This window comes from Parerythrobacter lacustris (genome assembly GCF_024626475.1).
GTDB classification, from domain to species: Bacteria; Pseudomonadota; Alphaproteobacteria; order Sphingomonadales; family Sphingomonadaceae; genus Parerythrobacter_A; species Parerythrobacter_A lacustris.
This window is the reverse complement of sequence record NZ_JANKHH010000003.1, coordinates 584504-598534: the sequence shown is the minus strand read 5'-3', so window position 1 is coordinate 598534 and position 14031 is coordinate 584504. Positions and strand designations below refer to the sequence as shown.

18 protein-coding genes are annotated in these 14031 nt (G+C 64.1%); all 18 read right to left on the bottom strand.

Going from position 1 to position 14031, the window contains the following annotated elements; translation table 11 throughout:
• Window positions 1–28 precede the first annotated feature (28 nt).
• The 18 genes from NSO95_RS06395 to rpsN all read right to left on the bottom strand — a co-directional run bounded on the left by NSO95_RS06395 (window position 29) and on the right by rpsN (window position 14019).
• Window positions 29–1432 (bottom strand): serine hydrolase domain-containing protein, encoded by a 1404-nt coding sequence (locus tag NSO95_RS06395; RefSeq protein WP_257595329.1) that lies wholly within the window; start codon window positions 1430–1432, stop codon window positions 29–31.
• Window positions 1433–1441: 9 nt separating this feature from the next.
• Window positions 1442–2590: a saccharopine dehydrogenase family protein gene (locus NSO95_RS06390; protein ID WP_257595328.1), complete on the bottom strand. Its 1149-nt coding sequence runs from the start codon at window positions 2588–2590 to the stop codon at window positions 1442–1444.
• Window positions 2583–3122, bottom strand: a complete 540-nt coding sequence (locus tag NSO95_RS06385) for a DUF4166 domain-containing protein (RefSeq protein ID WP_257595327.1) — start codon at window positions 3120–3122, stop codon at window positions 2583–2585. Before NSO95_RS06385 ends, NSO95_RS06390 begins: the two co-directional genes overlap by 8 nt.
• Window positions 3123–3406: 284 nt before the next feature.
• Window positions 3407–3826, bottom strand: coding sequence for a 50S ribosomal protein L17 (gene rplQ / locus NSO95_RS06380; protein WP_257595326.1), 420 nt, complete (start codon window positions 3824–3826; stop codon window positions 3407–3409).
• Window positions 3827–3991: 165 nt separating this feature from the next.
• Window positions 3992–5047, bottom strand: coding sequence for a DNA-directed RNA polymerase subunit alpha (locus NSO95_RS06375; RefSeq protein ID WP_257595325.1), 1056 nt, complete (start codon window positions 5045–5047; stop codon window positions 3992–3994).
• A 101-nt stretch (window positions 5048–5148) separates the two neighbouring features.
• Entirely contained in the window at window positions 5149–5538 is a 390-nt protein-coding gene (gene rpsK, locus NSO95_RS06370) for a 30S ribosomal protein S11 (protein WP_257595324.1), read from the bottom strand.
• A gap of 55 nt (window positions 5539–5593) precedes the next feature.
• Complete coding sequence (rpsM, locus tag NSO95_RS06365) at window positions 5594–5962, bottom strand: 30S ribosomal protein S13 (RefSeq protein WP_257595323.1); 369 nt, start codon at window positions 5960–5962, stop codon at window positions 5594–5596.
• A 320-nt stretch (window positions 5963–6282) separates the two neighbouring features.
• A complete protein-coding gene (gene gdhA, locus NSO95_RS06360) occupies window positions 6283–7602 on the bottom strand; it encodes an NADP-specific glutamate dehydrogenase (protein ID WP_257595322.1) in 1320 nt (439 codons plus the stop codon).
• Between the two features lie 209 nt (window positions 7603–7811).
• Window positions 7812–8519, bottom strand: a complete 708-nt coding sequence (locus tag NSO95_RS06355) for an SRPBCC family protein (protein ID WP_257595321.1) — start codon at window positions 8517–8519, stop codon at window positions 7812–7814.
• Between the two features lie 61 nt (window positions 8520–8580).
• Window positions 8581–9228, bottom strand: a complete 648-nt coding sequence (locus NSO95_RS06350) for an adenylate kinase (protein WP_257595320.1) — start codon at window positions 9226–9228, stop codon at window positions 8581–8583.
• A 32-nt stretch (window positions 9229–9260) separates the two neighbouring features.
• On the bottom strand, window positions 9261–10625 hold the full coding sequence (secY, locus tag NSO95_RS06345) for a preprotein translocase subunit SecY (RefSeq protein ID WP_257595319.1): 1365 nt from the start codon (window positions 10623–10625) through the stop codon (window positions 9261–9263).
• 105 nt (window positions 10626–10730) lie between these two features.
• The gene (gene rplO / locus NSO95_RS06340) at window positions 10731–11255 is read right to left on the bottom strand and encodes a 50S ribosomal protein L15 (protein ID WP_257595318.1); all 525 of its coding nucleotides are present in this window, start codon (window positions 11253–11255) and stop codon (window positions 10731–10733) included.
• A 139-nt stretch (window positions 11256–11394) separates the two neighbouring features.
• Complete coding sequence (gene rpmD, locus NSO95_RS06335) at window positions 11395–11580, bottom strand: 50S ribosomal protein L30 (RefSeq protein ID WP_257595317.1); 186 nt, start codon at window positions 11578–11580, stop codon at window positions 11395–11397.
• A gap of 5 nt (window positions 11581–11585) precedes the next feature.
• Window positions 11586–12428 (bottom strand): 30S ribosomal protein S5, encoded by an 843-nt coding sequence (gene rpsE, locus NSO95_RS06330; protein ID WP_257595316.1) that lies wholly within the window; start codon window positions 12426–12428, stop codon window positions 11586–11588.
• The gene (gene rplR, locus NSO95_RS06325; protein ID WP_257595315.1) at window positions 12428–12772 is read right to left on the bottom strand and encodes a 50S ribosomal protein L18; all 345 of its coding nucleotides are present in this window, start codon (window positions 12770–12772) and stop codon (window positions 12428–12430) included. The genes rpsE and rplR overlap by 1 nt, the downstream gene beginning before the upstream one ends.
• A gap of 1 nt (window position 12773) precedes the next feature.
• Entirely contained in the window at window positions 12774–13307 is a 534-nt protein-coding gene (rplF, locus tag NSO95_RS06320; RefSeq protein WP_257595314.1) for a 50S ribosomal protein L6, read from the bottom strand.
• Complete coding sequence (rpsH, locus tag NSO95_RS06315) at window positions 13307–13702, bottom strand: 30S ribosomal protein S8 (protein WP_257595313.1); 396 nt, start codon at window positions 13700–13702, stop codon at window positions 13307–13309. Before rpsH ends, rplF begins: the two co-directional genes overlap by 1 nt.
• An 11-nt stretch (window positions 13703–13713) precedes the next feature.
• Window positions 13714–14019, bottom strand: a complete 306-nt coding sequence (rpsN, locus tag NSO95_RS06310) for a 30S ribosomal protein S14 (protein WP_257595312.1) — start codon at window positions 14017–14019, stop codon at window positions 13714–13716.
• Window positions 14020–14031: the final 12 nt, after the last annotated feature.

Here is a 14031-nt window from a genome sequence, read left to right as displayed (position 1 = left end):
CGAACGCCTTCGGTAGCTGCAAAACCTGTCATTCAGAGAGGCTCGCGAGCACGTCCCGCGTGAACGCAGCAATATCGAATCGCGCGCCGACCGGATCCTCGCCGCGACGCACGATCACCACGTCGCGACTCGGCACGATCACCACATATTGCCCGCGATTTCCGAAGGCGGCGAAAGTGTCGGGCGGCACGCCTTCGGACTTGTTGAGCAACCAGAACCCCGCGCCATAGCCGAACGCGCCCTCGGGCTGTGGGCCGGAGGGGGCGGAGACGTACTCGACCCAGCCTTCCGGGAGGATCCGGGTGCCGTCGAGCAGCTCGCCATCGTCGAGATAGAGCTGGCCGAACTTCGCCAGATCGCGCGCAGTGGTCCACACCTGGCTGGAGAGGATGTAGTTCCCCTGCCAATCCGTCTCGGCGACGGTGTGATCCATCCCGAGCGCCTCGAACAGCGCAGCGGGGGGGTGCGCCGCGAAGGTCCCTTCGATGGCCTGCACTGCCGCCAGCGTGTCGTTGTTGGCATAGCGATAGGTAGTGCCGGGGCGGTGGATCAGCGGCCAATCGAGCGCCACCTCGTCGACCGCTGCTCCGCCCCAATAGAGCGGATCGGTCCGGTTCCCCGGCGTGTCCGAATAGCGACCCGACGCCATGCGCAGCGCGTTGTCGATCGAAATCGCCCGACGCGGATCGTCGTCGCCTGCCCCCAGATAGGACGAGGCATAAACCTCCGCCTCCCCGCGGTGGACCGCCGCGCCGACCAGCGTTGCGGCGATGCTCTTGGCCACCGACCATGTGCGTTGCGGGGTCGAGGCATTGAATCCGGCGGCGTATTGTTCGGCCACGCCATCCCCGCGCTTCACCAGCACGGCGGTCGTTCGCGTGCCCACTCCGTAGCTGTCGCCAAAGGCGCCTTCGAAGGGAACCGAGAGCTTGCGCGAAAGGTAAAGGCCAACTCGTTCGCTCCCCCAACCACCGAAGATTTCGGGCTGATCGCCAAACTCGCTTCGCGTGTCAGGCATAGCATCCTCGGGCGCGACAGCCCACGGCTGCGTGAATCCAAGCGGCTGCGCGTAACAGCCGCGTCCTTCCTCGTAGGTTGCGACGCGCGGCTGCACATTGCCTTCGGCCCAGGTCACATGCACGCTGCGGAGTTGCCGTCCGGCTGGATCGTGCAAGATCTGGTACTCGAGATCGGGCACGATCGCGTCGAGCGGCGGCTGGATGCCGGTGAGTTCCCACTGCTCGACACTTTCGGGGGTGCGGGTCGTCCCGTTTGCTTGCGCGTTGGCGATGGCGCTGCACAGCATCATTGCCTTGTAGCCCGCCGCCAGCGCGCGGTCGTATCGGGCATCGAGCTGTTCCTGTTCGCTCTGGGCAAGCACAGGAGCGGAAGCGAAGAGCAGCGCAGCGGCTGCGAGAGGGCGAGCGATCATGCGCGCGAGTTAGGCCGCCTTCGCGAGCGGTGTCAAAGCCTCGCTGGCGCAGCCGTGGACTTCCTCCAGCGTGTGGACGATGCCGAGCTTCGCCATGTCGGCCTCGAACTCGTGGAGCCCAAGCATCCCGGCGCAGACATGCGCGCCCGGTTCCGGCGCCCATCCATCGCGAAACCGGCGTATCATCGCCAGCGCTGCCAGCACAGGCACGTTTGGCCCGCGATTGGCGTCGGCCCGCAGGGTCCAGCGCGCCTCGATCGGTCGCCCTGCCCCGTCTTCGCCGCGCGCAAGCACCGTCATTGCTCCTTTGTCCGAGCCGAAGGGCAGGAACAGGCGCGAGACCGCCAGCATCGCCTTGGCGAAAGGCCGCAAGCTCGCGAGCCAGCCAAGCCGCACCGGTTGCGCGCACAGGGCCAGCCCGCAATGCAGGATGCCGAGCTCGAGCCCCGCAAAGAACTCGGCCGAGCGGCGCGGGCGATAGCGCCGGACCAGAAGGTCCTGTTCGGGCGTATCGCACACGCTCGCCCAGCGCCTGCCGATGCCGACGATCTCCTCCCGGTGAGTCATGCCCCACCCCGGCACCTCCTGCCAACCGCCCTCGCGGAACACGCGCACGGGCTTGCCGACATAGGACAGGATCGCCTCGACCACCGACAGCCCGCGCGGTGCTCGGTTGCCGGGGTAGATGCCTATCCGGATATCGTCGATCCCGCGCCAGCCGGAAGTCATCCGGTCGAGCACCGCATGGCTCAGCGCCGGGATCGAGCTGGCCCCCGTAACCAGCGACACGCCGCAACGCTTCGCAGCATCGTCGAACGCTGGGAAGTCGGCCACGAACTGCCGCCCGTCGGCGAGGTCGACATAGGGCGTTTTCGAGGCCAGCGCGGCGACGATCACCTGCGCCTGGCTCGCCTGGAAGGGCCCCGCTGCATCGATCACCAGATCGAACGGCGCGAGGTGTTTGGGGTCGACGGCGTTGCGGTCGAGTTGCAGGACCGCCGGGCGTGGTGCGAGCCCGGCCGCGACCGCTTCCAGCTTCGCCACGGTCCGCCCCGCCAGTGTCAGTTCAACCCCCGGCTCGTCCGCCGCGAGCCGGGCCAGCCGGCTGCCGAACACGCCGCTGCCGCCGATGATAAGGACGCGAAACGGGTCACTCATCGCAAAACTCCGCATGTTGGATCACCAGCGCCCCGAACAGCGGGTGGTCGAGCCTCAGATCGAAGGCGAAGCGCCCATGCCCGAGGTCGCGGTGCGTCACCGTGGTGCGCCCCGGCCCCAACCAGTGGGGGATGCGCATCCGCCTTCTGCCGAGCCGGAGGAAATAGTGATCGCTGCGAAACACCAGAGCGGTCGGGTCCGCCTCGACCCGCAGAGCCATTCCGATGCCGCGCCCGAGATACTCCTCCAGCCCGGTCGGGCCGGAAAACTGCTTGGCGCTGTTGATCGTCTGCGGAAAGCCGCTGTCGCGCGCATAGATCCGCGTCCAACATTGTCCGCCGCTGGGCACATGCTCGCTGACATTGACCAGCGCGGCCTGCCTGCCGCCACTTTCCAGCGGTAGCGGCGCACCAATCAGACGGCAGACATGCGCCAGCCACCATCCCAACCGCGAGTGGCGCGTTTCGAGCACCTCGCCGCGATAGACGGCACATTGCCCTGCACCGAGGCGCTTGGCGAAACGGGCTTGCACCCTAGCGGGCAACCGCGCCCAGTCCATCTCTCCGACAAGCCGGCGAAATCGCAGGTCAATGGTGTCCGGATCGCGAAGGATCTCCCCAGGTGGGGGTGCCAGCTGCAACCTTGCCAATTTCGCGCCCATGCCCCGCTCCTGTGCTTGCGGATCTACCGAGTTTCGCGCGCCCGACTATTATTTCTGTCAAAACAGAAATTAGGCTCATGGCTTTGGCAGTCAAGCAAAAAAAGGGCCGCGGGGTTTCCCCTGCGGCCCAATTTGCATCGGCTAGCCGAAGTCGCTCAGGCGTCTTCGTATTCGTCGTCGTTCTGCACCGGGCCCGAATCCTGGCCCTTGGCATCGACATCGCGGTCGACCAGCTCGATCACCGCCATCGGCGCCGCGTCGCTTCCGCGATAGCCGGCCTTGATGATCCGGGTGTAGCCGCCTTCACGGTCGGCGTAGCGATCGGCCAGTACGTCGAACAGCTTCTTGAGCTGGGTCTCGTCCTGCAGCTTCGACATGGCGAGGCGGCGGTTCGACAGGCCGCCACGCTTCGCCAGCGAGATCAGCTTCTCGACATAGGGGCGCAGTTCCTTGGCCTTCGGAACCGTGGTCATGATCTGCTCGTGCTTGATCAGCGAAGCAGCCATGTTGCGGAACAGGGCGTTGCGATGGCCGGTCTTGCGACCGAGTTTGCGCTGTCTGATACCGTGACGCATAATTCATTCCTTCGTTCGAAAAGGGCCCGTGTGAGGTAGCCCAATGCTGGTCGAACACGGGGCCGACCTTCCCTTTCCGTCATCCCGGCGAAAGCCAGGATCGCTTCCCGCTTGCGTTCTGCCTGCGGCAGGCGGACCCAGCTTGCGCTGGGACGACGCAATTCATCAGCCGAGAAGTTCCTGTTCGAGCTTCTTGGCCATTTCCTCGATGTTTTCCGGCGGCCAGCCGGGGATGTCCATGCCGAGGCGCAGGCCCATGCTCGAAAGCACTTCCTTGATTTCGTTGAGCGACTTGCGGCCGAAGTTCGGCGTGCGCAGCATCTCGGCTTCGGTCTTCTGGACCAGGTCGCCGATGTAGATGATGTTGTCGTTCTTGAGGCAGTTGGCCGAACGGACCGATAGTTCCAGCTCGTCGACCTTCTTGAGGAGGTAGCGGTTGAGCTGATTGGCGTCGTCTTCCTGCGGAGCGACCGCCTGGCCGATCATCGCCGAAGTCGGCTGCGGAACGCCGTCTTCGAAGTGGACGAACAGGGTCAGCTGGTCCTGCAGAATGCGCGCGGCATAGGCCACGGCATCTTCCGGCGTCACCGTGCCGTCGGTTTCCACCGTCAGGCTCAGCTTGTCGAAATCAAGCTCCTGCCCGACGCGGGCGTTTTCGACCTTGTGGCTCACCTGCTTGATCGGCGAATAAAGCGAGTCGACCGGAATCAGGCCGATCGGCGCGTCGATCGGGCGGTTCTGCACCGCGGGAACGTAACCCTTGCCGACGTCGGCGGTCAGTTCCATGTTAAAATTCGCGCCTTCGTCGAGGTGGCAGATCACCAGATCCTTGTTCATCACCTCGATATCGCCCGAAACGGCGATATCACCGGCCTTCACTTCGGCCGGGCCAGTGGCGGAAAGCTGGAGGCGCTTGGGGCCCTCGCCTTCCATCTTGAGCGCGATCTGCTTCACGTTGAGCACGATGTCGGTCACGTCTTCGCGCACGCCGGCGAGCGAGCTGAATTCGTGCAGCACGTTCTCGATCCGGATCGAGGTGATCGCGGCACCCTGCAGCGACGACAGCAGAACGCGGCGCAGCGCATTGCCCAGCGTCAGGCCGTAGCCGCGCTCGAGCGGCTCCGCGACGAAGGTGGCCTTGCGCGACTTGTCGCTGCCGTCCTTCAGTTCGAGAGCGTTGGGCTTCTTGAGTTCCTGCCAGTTCTTGGTGTTGACGGCCATGGATATCCCCTGGGGTTCAAATGCGTTTGGGACCGGCGCCGGATGGCGTCCGATCCCTGGAAGGTCGGCGGCGGGACCGGGCCCAGCCGCCGGGCAGGCAATCAGACGCGGCGGCGCTTCGAGGGCCGGACCCCGTTGTGCGGGATCGGCGTGACGTCGCGGATCGAAGTGATCGTGAAGCCGACGGCCTGAAGCGCGCGGAGTGCGCTTTCGCGGCCCGAGCCGGGGCCCTTGACCTCGACTTCGAGCGTCCGGACGCCGTGTTCGGCGGCCTTCTTGCCTGCGTCGTCGGCTGCGACCTGGGCAGCATAGGGAGTCGACTTGCGGCTGCCCTTGAAGCCCATCATCCCGGCGCTGGACCAGCTGATCGCGTTGCCCTGTGCGTCGGTGATGGTGATCATGGTGTTGTTGAAGCTGGCGTTTACGTGCGCGACACCGCTCGTGATGTTTTTCTTGTCGCGCCGCCTGATACGGCCGGGTTCGCGTGCCATGGTATCGGTATCCTGTTCTTAAGAAGTGGGTGGAAGCGAAGCTGCGAGAGTTCGCTTACTTCTTCTTGCCGGCGATCGGCTTGGCCTTGCCCTTGCGGGTGCGGGCGTTTGTGTGGGTGCGCTGGCCGCGAACGGGCAGGCCGTTCCGGTGGCGCAGGCCACGATAGGACCTGAGGTCCATCAGCCGCTTGATGTTCATCGCGGTTTCACGGCGAAGGTCACCTTCGACCATGTGGTCGGCGTCGATCGCTTCGCGGATCTGCACGACTTCGGAGTCGGTCAGGTCCTGCATCCGGCGGGCATGATCGATGCCCAGCTTGTCGGCGATCTCGACGGCCTTGGTGCGGCCGATACCGTGAATGTAGGTGAGCGCGATGATAACGCGCTTGTTGGTGGGGAGGTTTACCCCGGCAATACGAGCCACTTACTTCTCCATGCTCCACAGGGATCCGGGCAGGTGCCCTTCCCTATCTCATCGCTCAAACAATCGGCAGCTCCGGCAAGGCCTTACGGCAAAAAGCCCGGATGGCGCGCATAGTGGCTGCCGCCTGCCGGACCCGTCCGAAACTGTCGAATGAGCGGCGCGCTTACGGTGATTCGCCGCCTGCGTCAACCGTCTAAGCGCACACAACCAGCGACGCCGCCCATATGGGTAGCGAGCCGGTGGTTGCCAAGGGTTTTACACCAGCTTTTGCGCTTGTCAAAACCCCGGTCGCATCACCGGCTCCCCATCCCCTCAGCGTGTCAGACGACCCCGAAGGCCAGCATCGCATCAGCGACTTTCTTGAAGCCAGCGATATTCGCGCCTTTCACATAGTCGATATAATCGCCGTCGCGCTTGCCGTATTCCTCGCAGCGCGCGTGGATGCCGGCCATGATGTCCTTGAGCATCTGCTGGAGTTCTTCCTCCTTCCACGACCGGCGCTCGGAGTTCTGGCTCATTTCGAGGCCCGAAACCGCGACCCCGCCGGCGTTCGATGCCTTGCCCGGCGCGTAAAGCAGCTTGGCATCGCGGAAGACGTGCACCCCTTCGAGGTCGGTCGGCATATTCGCCCCTTCGCTCACCGCGATACAGCCATTGGCCACCAACTGGCGGGCATCCTCGCCGAGCAACTCGTTCTGCGTGGCGCAAGGCAGCGCGACATCGCATTTGACGCCCCAGGGAGTCTTGCCTTCGTGGAACGTCGCGCCCTTGAACTCGTCGACATAATCACTGATCCGTCCGCGACGATGGGTCTTGTGCGCCTTTACCCAGTCGATCTTCTCCTGGGTGATCCCGTCGGGATCGTGGATGAATCCGCCAGAATCCGACAGGGTCAGCACCTTGCCGCCCAGCTGGACGATCTTTTCCGCCGCATGGGTCGCGACGTTGCCCGAGCCCGAAATCACTGCGGTCTTGCCGTGCAGATCCTGGTCCCTCGTCGCGAGCATGTTTTCGAGGAAATAGACCGCGCCATAACCGGTCGCTTCGGTGCGGATCAGCGAGCCGCCCCACTCCAGACCCTTGCCGGTCAATACGCCGGTGAAGTTGTTGGTGATGCGCTTGTACTGACCGAACATGTAGCCGATCTCGCGCCCGCCGACGCCGATGTCGCCCGCCGGCACGTCGATGTCGGCGCCGATGTGGCGATAGAGTTCGGTCATGAAGCTCTGGCAGAAGCGCATGATCTCGCGCACGCTCTTGCCCTTGGGGTTGAAATTCGATCCGCCCTTGCCCCCGCCCATCGGCAGGCCGGTCAGCGCGTTCTTGAAGGTCTGCTCGAAAGCGAGGAACTTGAGCACGCTTTCGGTCACGCTGGGGTGGAAGCGGATCCCGCCCTTGTAGGGGCCGATCGCGTTGTTGTTCTGCACCCGCCAGCCGCGCTGCACGCGGATGTTGCCGGCATCGTCCTCCCAGCACACGCGGAAGCTGACCACCCGGTCGGGCTCGGCGATGCGGCGCAGGATCTGCGCTTCGTGATACTGTTCCTTGTCCTCGATGAACTCGAAGATGTCTTCGGCCACTTCCTGCACGGCCTGGACGAATTCGGGTTGATGCGGATTGCGCTTGTTCACGCCTTCCATGAAGCGCGGCAAGTCAACGTGACGGTCGTATACGGATGCCAAAGTCGTCCCCTCCTAGATAAGCAGGTGGACATCATGTCCGTGCCCGCTGAAAAATCGGCGACCGCTCACGGGCGAAATGTCTGGGCCAGCCCCGACTCACGCTCTCGCTATGGCGCGCACCCTAGCGACGAATCGCAGCGCGCCAAGCCCTTGTTTTGGGGCTCGAGCTATTCGATGTCGCCGAAAGCCTCGTCGACCGAAATCCGGTCAGACTTATCCTCCGCTTCCGGCACTTCCCCGACCGGCTTCTCGCCGTCCGCATCCTTGGCCTCGGCCCCGTCGCTCTTTTCCTCGACCTCGTCGTCCGGCTTGTCTTCGGGCATATCGACCCGTCCCAGTCCCTCGGCGAGATGGTCGAGCTGCTGGCTCATCACCCCGTCTACCGCCTTGGCAATTACCGGGGTTTCAAACCGCATGAACCCGCCGACGGCGTATTCGAATGCGATCAGCGTCCCCTTGTCGGTCTTCGACAGCGCGATCGTCAGCACACCGTCCACCGGTTCGCTCTGCAACGGGCCGAGCCCGCCACGCATCCGCAGCACGAGATCGGGCGTCGCATTGAGCACCACCATGTGCTGGACGCTGCCGTCGAGTCCGATGCTGGTCTTGCTGTCTTCGGCCGGGATGCGCTCGCAGAAGCAGCCGCCGCCCTGCGGTACAATCGACATATTGGCCGCATCGCCCGACCAGGTGTGGGCATCGTCCCACCAATCGCCGGGCGATATCAGCTTGAGCCAGGTCGTGCGCAGGTCCGCCTTGACCACCGCGACATCGCGGGTGACGAAAGCCCCTTCGCGTTCGGAAACGACCTTGGCGGTGGCGGGCGCAGCGAATGCTGCAGCTGCAGAGGCGGCTGCGAGAACGAGTTTTTTCATGACGATCCCTTTCACCCGCGCTCTATCCCATGGTCGGGCGGACTTGCAAAGGGGCTGCGGGTCAGGATGCGAGGATCGCGTCGATCGCGTCGCCAACCTCGTCGATCAAGGCCATGCCATCGACCCGGGTGACGATCCCACGCGCTTCGTAGAGCGGCAGGATCGGCGCGGTCTTGGCACGGTATTCGGCCATCCGGTTGCGTACGGTTTCCTCGTTGTCGTCGGGGCGGCGCTTGAACTCGGTCACGCCGCAATTGTCGCACACGCCCTCGACCGTCGGCGGATTGGCGGTGTCGTGATAAAGCGCGCCGCAATTCGCGCAGGAAAAGCGCCCGGTGATGCGTTCGACCAGCGCGTCTTCATCGACTTCGAGCTCGATCACATGGTCGAGCTTGCGGCCGTGCTGGCCGAGGATTTCGTCGAGCGAGTGCGCTTGCGCCTCGGTCCGCGGATAACCGTCGAAGATTGCGCCGACACTCTCGCCCATCGCGGCCAGCTCGTCGCTGATCAGGGCCGACACGATTGCGTCCGACACCAGATCGCCGCGCTCCATCACCGCCTTGGCTTCGAGCCCGACCGGTGTCTGCGCCTTGACCGCCGCGCGTAACATGTCGCCGGTGGAAAGCTGCTTCATCGTGTGCCGTTCGACCAGGTTCGCCGACTGTGTACCTTTGCCTGCACCCGGCGGACCCAACAGGATGATATTCACGGCTTGCTCCCCAACCCTTACCTGTCGCGCAATCAGCGCATCCGGCCCTTCAATTTGGCTTTCTTGATCAGGTCGCCATACTGGTGGGCCAGCAAATGCGACTGGATCTGGCTGATGGTATCCACCGTCACGTTCACCACGATCAGCAGGCTGGTACCGCCGAGGAAGATCGGGATGCTCAGTTCGGCGATGACATACTCGGGCAGGATACACACGATCGTGAGGTAGATCGCCCCGATCACGGTGATGCGCGTGAGCACGTAATCGAGATATTCTGCGGTGCGCTTGCCCGGCCGGATACCCGGAATGAAGCCGCCATTCTTCTTCAGGTTATCGGCTGTCTCTTCCGGATTGAACACCACGGCGGTGTAGAAGAAACAGAAGAAGATGATCCCGATGCCATACAGCAAGAGATAGAGCGGCTGGCCGTGGCCAAGATACTGCAGCACCTGCTGCAGGATCGCCCCGCCGCCGCTGTTGGTATCGATCGAGTTACCTGCGAACTGGGTGATCGTCAGCGGCAGCAGCAGCAGCGAGCTGGCGAAGATCGGCGGGATCACGCCGGCGGTGTTGAGCTTGAGCGGCAGGTGCGAGCGGTCGGCCTGCATCATGCCGCGCGCGCTCGCGCGCTTGGGATACTGGATCAGCAAGCGGCGCTGCGCGCGCTCCATGAAGCAGATGACCAGGATCAGCCCGACGATCATCAGCAGGAAGCCGACGAGGATGCCGGCATTGAGCTGGCCGCCGCGGCCCTGTTCGAAGATGTTGGTGGCAAAGGTCGGGAACTGCGCGACGATGCCTGCCATGATGATCAGCGACACGCCATTGCCGATGCCCCGGCTGGTGATCTGCTCGCCGAGCCATAGCAGGAACATGGTCCCGCCGACGAGGCTGATGACGGCTCCGGCGCGGAACATGTAACCCGGGTCGACAACCGCTTGCAGCCCGCTCGAAGCCGCGAAACTCTCGAGACCGGCCGCGAGGAACCAGCCCTGGATCGCGCACAGGAACACCGTACCGTAGCGGGTATACTGGTTGAGCTTCTGCCGCCCCGAGGCGCCTTCCTTCTTCAGCGCGCCCAAAGTCGGGTGGAGTGATGCAGCCAGCTGCACCACGATCGACGCGGTGATGTAGGGCATCACGCCCAGCGCGATCAGGCTCATCCGCTCGAGGCTGCCACCGGTGAAGGTGTTGAACATGTCGAGGATGCCGCCGCGCGCCTGACCGGTCAGGTCCTGGAGCGCCAGCGGGTTGATGCCCGGCAGCGGCACGAAGCTGAGGAAGCGGAACACGATCAGCGCACCGATGGTGAACCAGATACGGTTCTTCAGCTCGGTCGCTTTGGAGAAGTTTGCGAAGCTCAAAGTGCTTGCAATGTTGTCGGCGCGTGATGCCATCGGAACGTTCGATACCCTAGGATTGCGCCGGTCCCTCCCGGCTCAGGAAGGATAGATAGGGAGCGGAGGGTACGATGTCGAACCCCCGCCCCCCGTTTTTGTCGATTACTTGGCCTTGGCTGCCTTGTTGGCGGCAGCGCGGGCGGCCTTCTTTTCGTGCTCGGGCGCGCCGCGATCGATCACCTCGACCGAACCGCCGGCCTTTTCGACCGCTTCGATCGCGCCCTTCGAGGCACCGGCGACGACGAACTTGACCTTGGCGGTCAGTTCACCCTTGGCCAGCAGGCGCACGCCGTCCTTGCCGCCACGGGCGAGGCCCGCAGCTTTGAGCGCGGCGTGGTCGACGTCCTTCTTGGCGTCGAGCTTCTTCGCGTCGATGAACTTCTGGATCATGCCCAGGTTCACTTCGGCATAGTCCTTGCCGAACGGGTTGTTGAAGCCGCGCTTCGGCAGGCGCATGTGGAGCGGCATCTGGCCGCCTTCGAAGCCCTTGATAGAGACGCCTTCGCGGCTCTTCTGGCCCTTCTGGCCGCGTCCGCCGGTCTTGCCCTTGCCCGAGCCAATGCCCCGGGCAATCCGCATGCGACCCTTGCGGGCGCCTTCGTTGTCACGAATGTCGTTCAGTTTCATGTTCTTGCACTCGCTGTAGTTGACCCCCGTGAAAACGGAGGCCCAGTTGCTATGCCCAAGGACGCTCGCGCTCGTCGCCCTGGATTCCCGCCTTCGCGAGAATGACGGGGAAGGACGAACTCCCTCCCGCCACAGTCAATCAGTCGACGATCGCCACCAGATGAGGGACCTTGGCGATCGCGCCGCGCACTTCGGGGGTGTCCTGGCGGGTCACCACCTTGTGCATCTTGTTGAGGCCCAGCCCGATCAGGATCTTGCGCTGGCTCTCGGGGCGGCGGATCGGCGAACCGATCTGCTTATAGGTGATGGTTTTCTGCTCGGCCATCTGTCTTACTCCGCAATCGCGGCAGCGTCGGCTTCCGCCTCGGCTTCGCTCGCGCCACCACGGCCGAGAAGGTCGGCGACCTTCTTGCCGCGACGCTGGGCGACCGACTTCGGCGAAGTCTGGTCCTGCAAAGCGTCGAAAGTGGCGCGGATCATGTTGTAGGGGTTCGACGTACCGACCGACTTGGTCACCACGTCGGCTACGCCCAGGCTCTCGAACACGGCGCGCATCGGACCGCCAGCGATGATGCCGGTACCCGGAGGCGCACTGCGCACGGTGACCTTGCCGGCGCCGAAGCGGCCATTGCCGTCATGGTGCAGCGTACGGCCTTCCTTGAGCGGAACGCGGATCATCTTCTTGCGCGCGGCTGCGGTTGCCTTGGTGATGGCTTCCGGCACTTCGCGCGCCTTGCCATGGCCGAAGCCGACCCGGCCCGAGCCGTCGCCCACCACGACCAGCGCTGCGAAGCCGAAGCGCTTGCCGCCCTTCACCGTCTTCGAGACGCGGTTGATGTGGACGAGCTTCTCGATGATGCCGTCGTCTTCTTCCTCGCGCTTGCCGCGACGATCGTCACGGCCGCCACGACCACGCCCGCGGCCGCCTTCGCCACGCTCGCCGCCACGGCCACCGCGGCCACGGCGCGGCTCGCTCGGATCGCCCGATCCGGCCGACTGCGTCTCGGCAGCTTCCGAAGGGGTCTCGGCAACCGCCGGGGTTTCGACAGCGGGGGCCGCCTCGGCGGCTGCTGCTTCAACCTTGGCTTCGGTCGCTTCGACTTCTGCCGGAACTGCGGTCGCCGCTTCGGCTTCCGGGTTCTGGTTTTCGGTGTTTTCGTTCTCGGGCATCATCAGAACTCCAGCCCGCCTTCGCGGGCGGCATCGGCCAGCGCCTTGACGCGGCCATGGAACAGGAACCCGCCGCGATCGAACACGACAGAGGTTACGCCGGCCTTCTTGGCGGCAGCGGCGATGTCCTTGCCGACCTGGGTCGCAGCATCGACATTGGCACCCGACGCCTTGCCACCAAGCGTCGAGGCGGCAGCGACAGTGCGGCCGTCCTTGTCGTTGATGATCTGGGCATAGATGTGCTTGCCGGTCCGGTGGATCGAAAGGCGCGGCTTGCCACCAGCGCGGCTCTTGAGAGCGGTGCGGACGCGGCGGCGGCGGCGTTCAAAGAGAGAAAGCTTTGCCATCTTACTTCTTCTTCCCTTCCTTGCGGAAGATATACTCGCCGCGATAGGCGATGCCCTTGCCCTTGTACGGCTCGGGCTTGCGCCAGCGGCGGATCTCGGCGGCGAACTGGCCGACGGCCTGTTTGTCGATGCCCGAGATTTCGATCGTGGTCTGGTCCGGGGTCTTCACCTCGAGGCCTTCGGGCACATCGAGATCGACATCATGCGAATAGCCGAGCTGAAGCTTGAGCTTCTTGCCCTGCGCATTCGCACGGTAACCGACGCCCTTGATGTCGAGCACCTTGGAGAAACCGTCGGTGACGCCTTCGACCAGGTTCGAGACCAGCGTACGCTGCATGCCCCAGTGGTTGCGGGCGGCGCGCGTGTCGTTGGCCGGCTTGACCGAGATGACGCCGTCTTCGAGCTTGTACTCGATCAGGTCGCTGAGCCCGAGCGAGAGAGTGCCCTTGGGCCCCTTCACCAACAGGGTGCGATCTTCGATCTTGGCCTCGACCCCGCTCGGGATCGCGACCGGAACTTTTCCGATGCGGCTCATCAGAACACCTCCGCCAGCACTTCGCCGCCGACGTTCTGGGTGCGCGCTTCGGCATCCGAAAGCACGCCCTTCGGCGTCGAGACGATGGTGATGCCGAGGCCATTGCGCACTACCGGCAGTTCCTTGGAACCCGAGTAGACGCGGCGGCCAGGCTTGGAGACGCGGGCAACGTGCTTGATTGCAGGTTCGCCTTCGAAATACTTCAGTTCGATCCGCAGCGCGGGGTGCTTGCCCGAAGCGTCTTCGCTGAAGCCACGGATGTAGCCTTCGCGCTGGAGCACTTCGAGAACATTTGCACGCAGCTTGCTGGCGGGCGAGAGGACGCTGTCCTTCTTCGCGCGCTGGCCGTTGCGGATACGGGTGAGCATATCACCCAGGGGATCGGTCAAAGCCATCTATCGATTCCTCACCAGCTCGACTTGGTCAGGCCCGGGATCATGCCCCGGGTGCCAAGCTGACGCAGTTCGATACGGTTGATACCGAACTTGCGATAATAGCCGCGCGGGCGGCCGGTGGTGGCGCAGCGGTTGCGCACGCGGGTGGGATTCCCGTTGCGCGGGATCTCCGCCATCTTCAGGCGCGCGATCAGACGCTCGCCCTCGTCGAGCGATTCGTCATCGGCAATCGCCTTCAGCTTGGCGTATTTCGCCGCGTACTTCAGAACCAGCTTCTTGCGACGCTCGTTCTTGTTGATGGAACTCAGTTTCGCCATTGGACTTAAGCT

Bases quoted from the DNA above. Each gene is read 5' to 3' on its own strand.
- NSO95_RS06375 (WP_257595325.1), bottom strand. From the start codon at position 5,047: ATGGCCGTCAACACCAAGAACTGGCAGGAACTCAAGAAGCCCAACGCT.
- rplO (WP_257595318.1), bottom strand. From the start codon at position 11,255: ATGAAACTGAACGACATTCGTGACAACGAAGGCGCCCGCAAGGGTCGC.
- gdhA (WP_257595322.1), bottom strand. From the start codon at position 7,602: ATGGAAGGCGTGAACAAGCGCAATCCGCATCAACCCGAATTCGTCCAG.
- rpsN (WP_257595312.1), bottom strand. From the start codon at position 14,019: ATGGCGAAACTGAGTTCCATCAACAAGAACGAGCGTCGCAAGAAGCTG.
- rpsH (WP_257595313.1), bottom strand. From the start codon at position 13,702: ATGGCTTTGACCGATCCCCTGGGTGATATGCTCACCCGTATCCGCAAC.
- NSO95_RS06395 (WP_257595329.1), bottom strand. From the start codon at position 1,432: ATGATCGCTCGCCCTCTCGCAGCCGCTGCGCTGCTCTTCGCTTCCGCT.
- rplQ (WP_257595326.1), bottom strand. From the start codon at position 3,826: ATGCGTCACGGTATCAGACAGCGCAAACTCGGTCGCAAGACCGGCCAT.
- rpsE (WP_257595316.1), bottom strand. From the start codon at position 12,428: ATGATGCCCGAGAACGAAAACACCGAAAACCAGAACCCGGAAGCCGAA.
- secY (WP_257595319.1), bottom strand. From the start codon at position 10,625: ATGGCATCACGCGCCGACAACATTGCAAGCACTTTGAGCTTCGCAAAC.
- NSO95_RS06355 (WP_257595321.1), bottom strand. From the start codon at position 8,519: ATGAAAAAACTCGTTCTCGCAGCCGCCTCTGCAGCTGCAGCATTCGCT.
- NSO95_RS06390 (WP_257595328.1), bottom strand. From the start codon at position 2,590: ATGAGTGACCCGTTTCGCGTCCTTATCATCGGCGGCAGCGGCGTGTTC.
- rplR (WP_257595315.1), bottom strand. From the start codon at position 12,772: ATGGCAAAGCTTTCTCTCTTTGAACGCCGCCGCCGCCGCGTCCGCACC.
- rplF (WP_257595314.1), bottom strand. From the start codon at position 13,307: ATGAGCCGCATCGGAAAAGTTCCGGTCGCGATCCCGAGCGGGGTCGAG.
- rpsK (WP_257595324.1), bottom strand. From the start codon at position 5,538: ATGGCACGCGAACCCGGCCGTATCAGGCGGCGCGACAAGAAAAACATC.
- rpmD (WP_257595317.1), bottom strand. From the start codon at position 11,580: ATGGCCGAGCAGAAAACCATCACCTATAAGCAGATCGGTTCGCCGATC.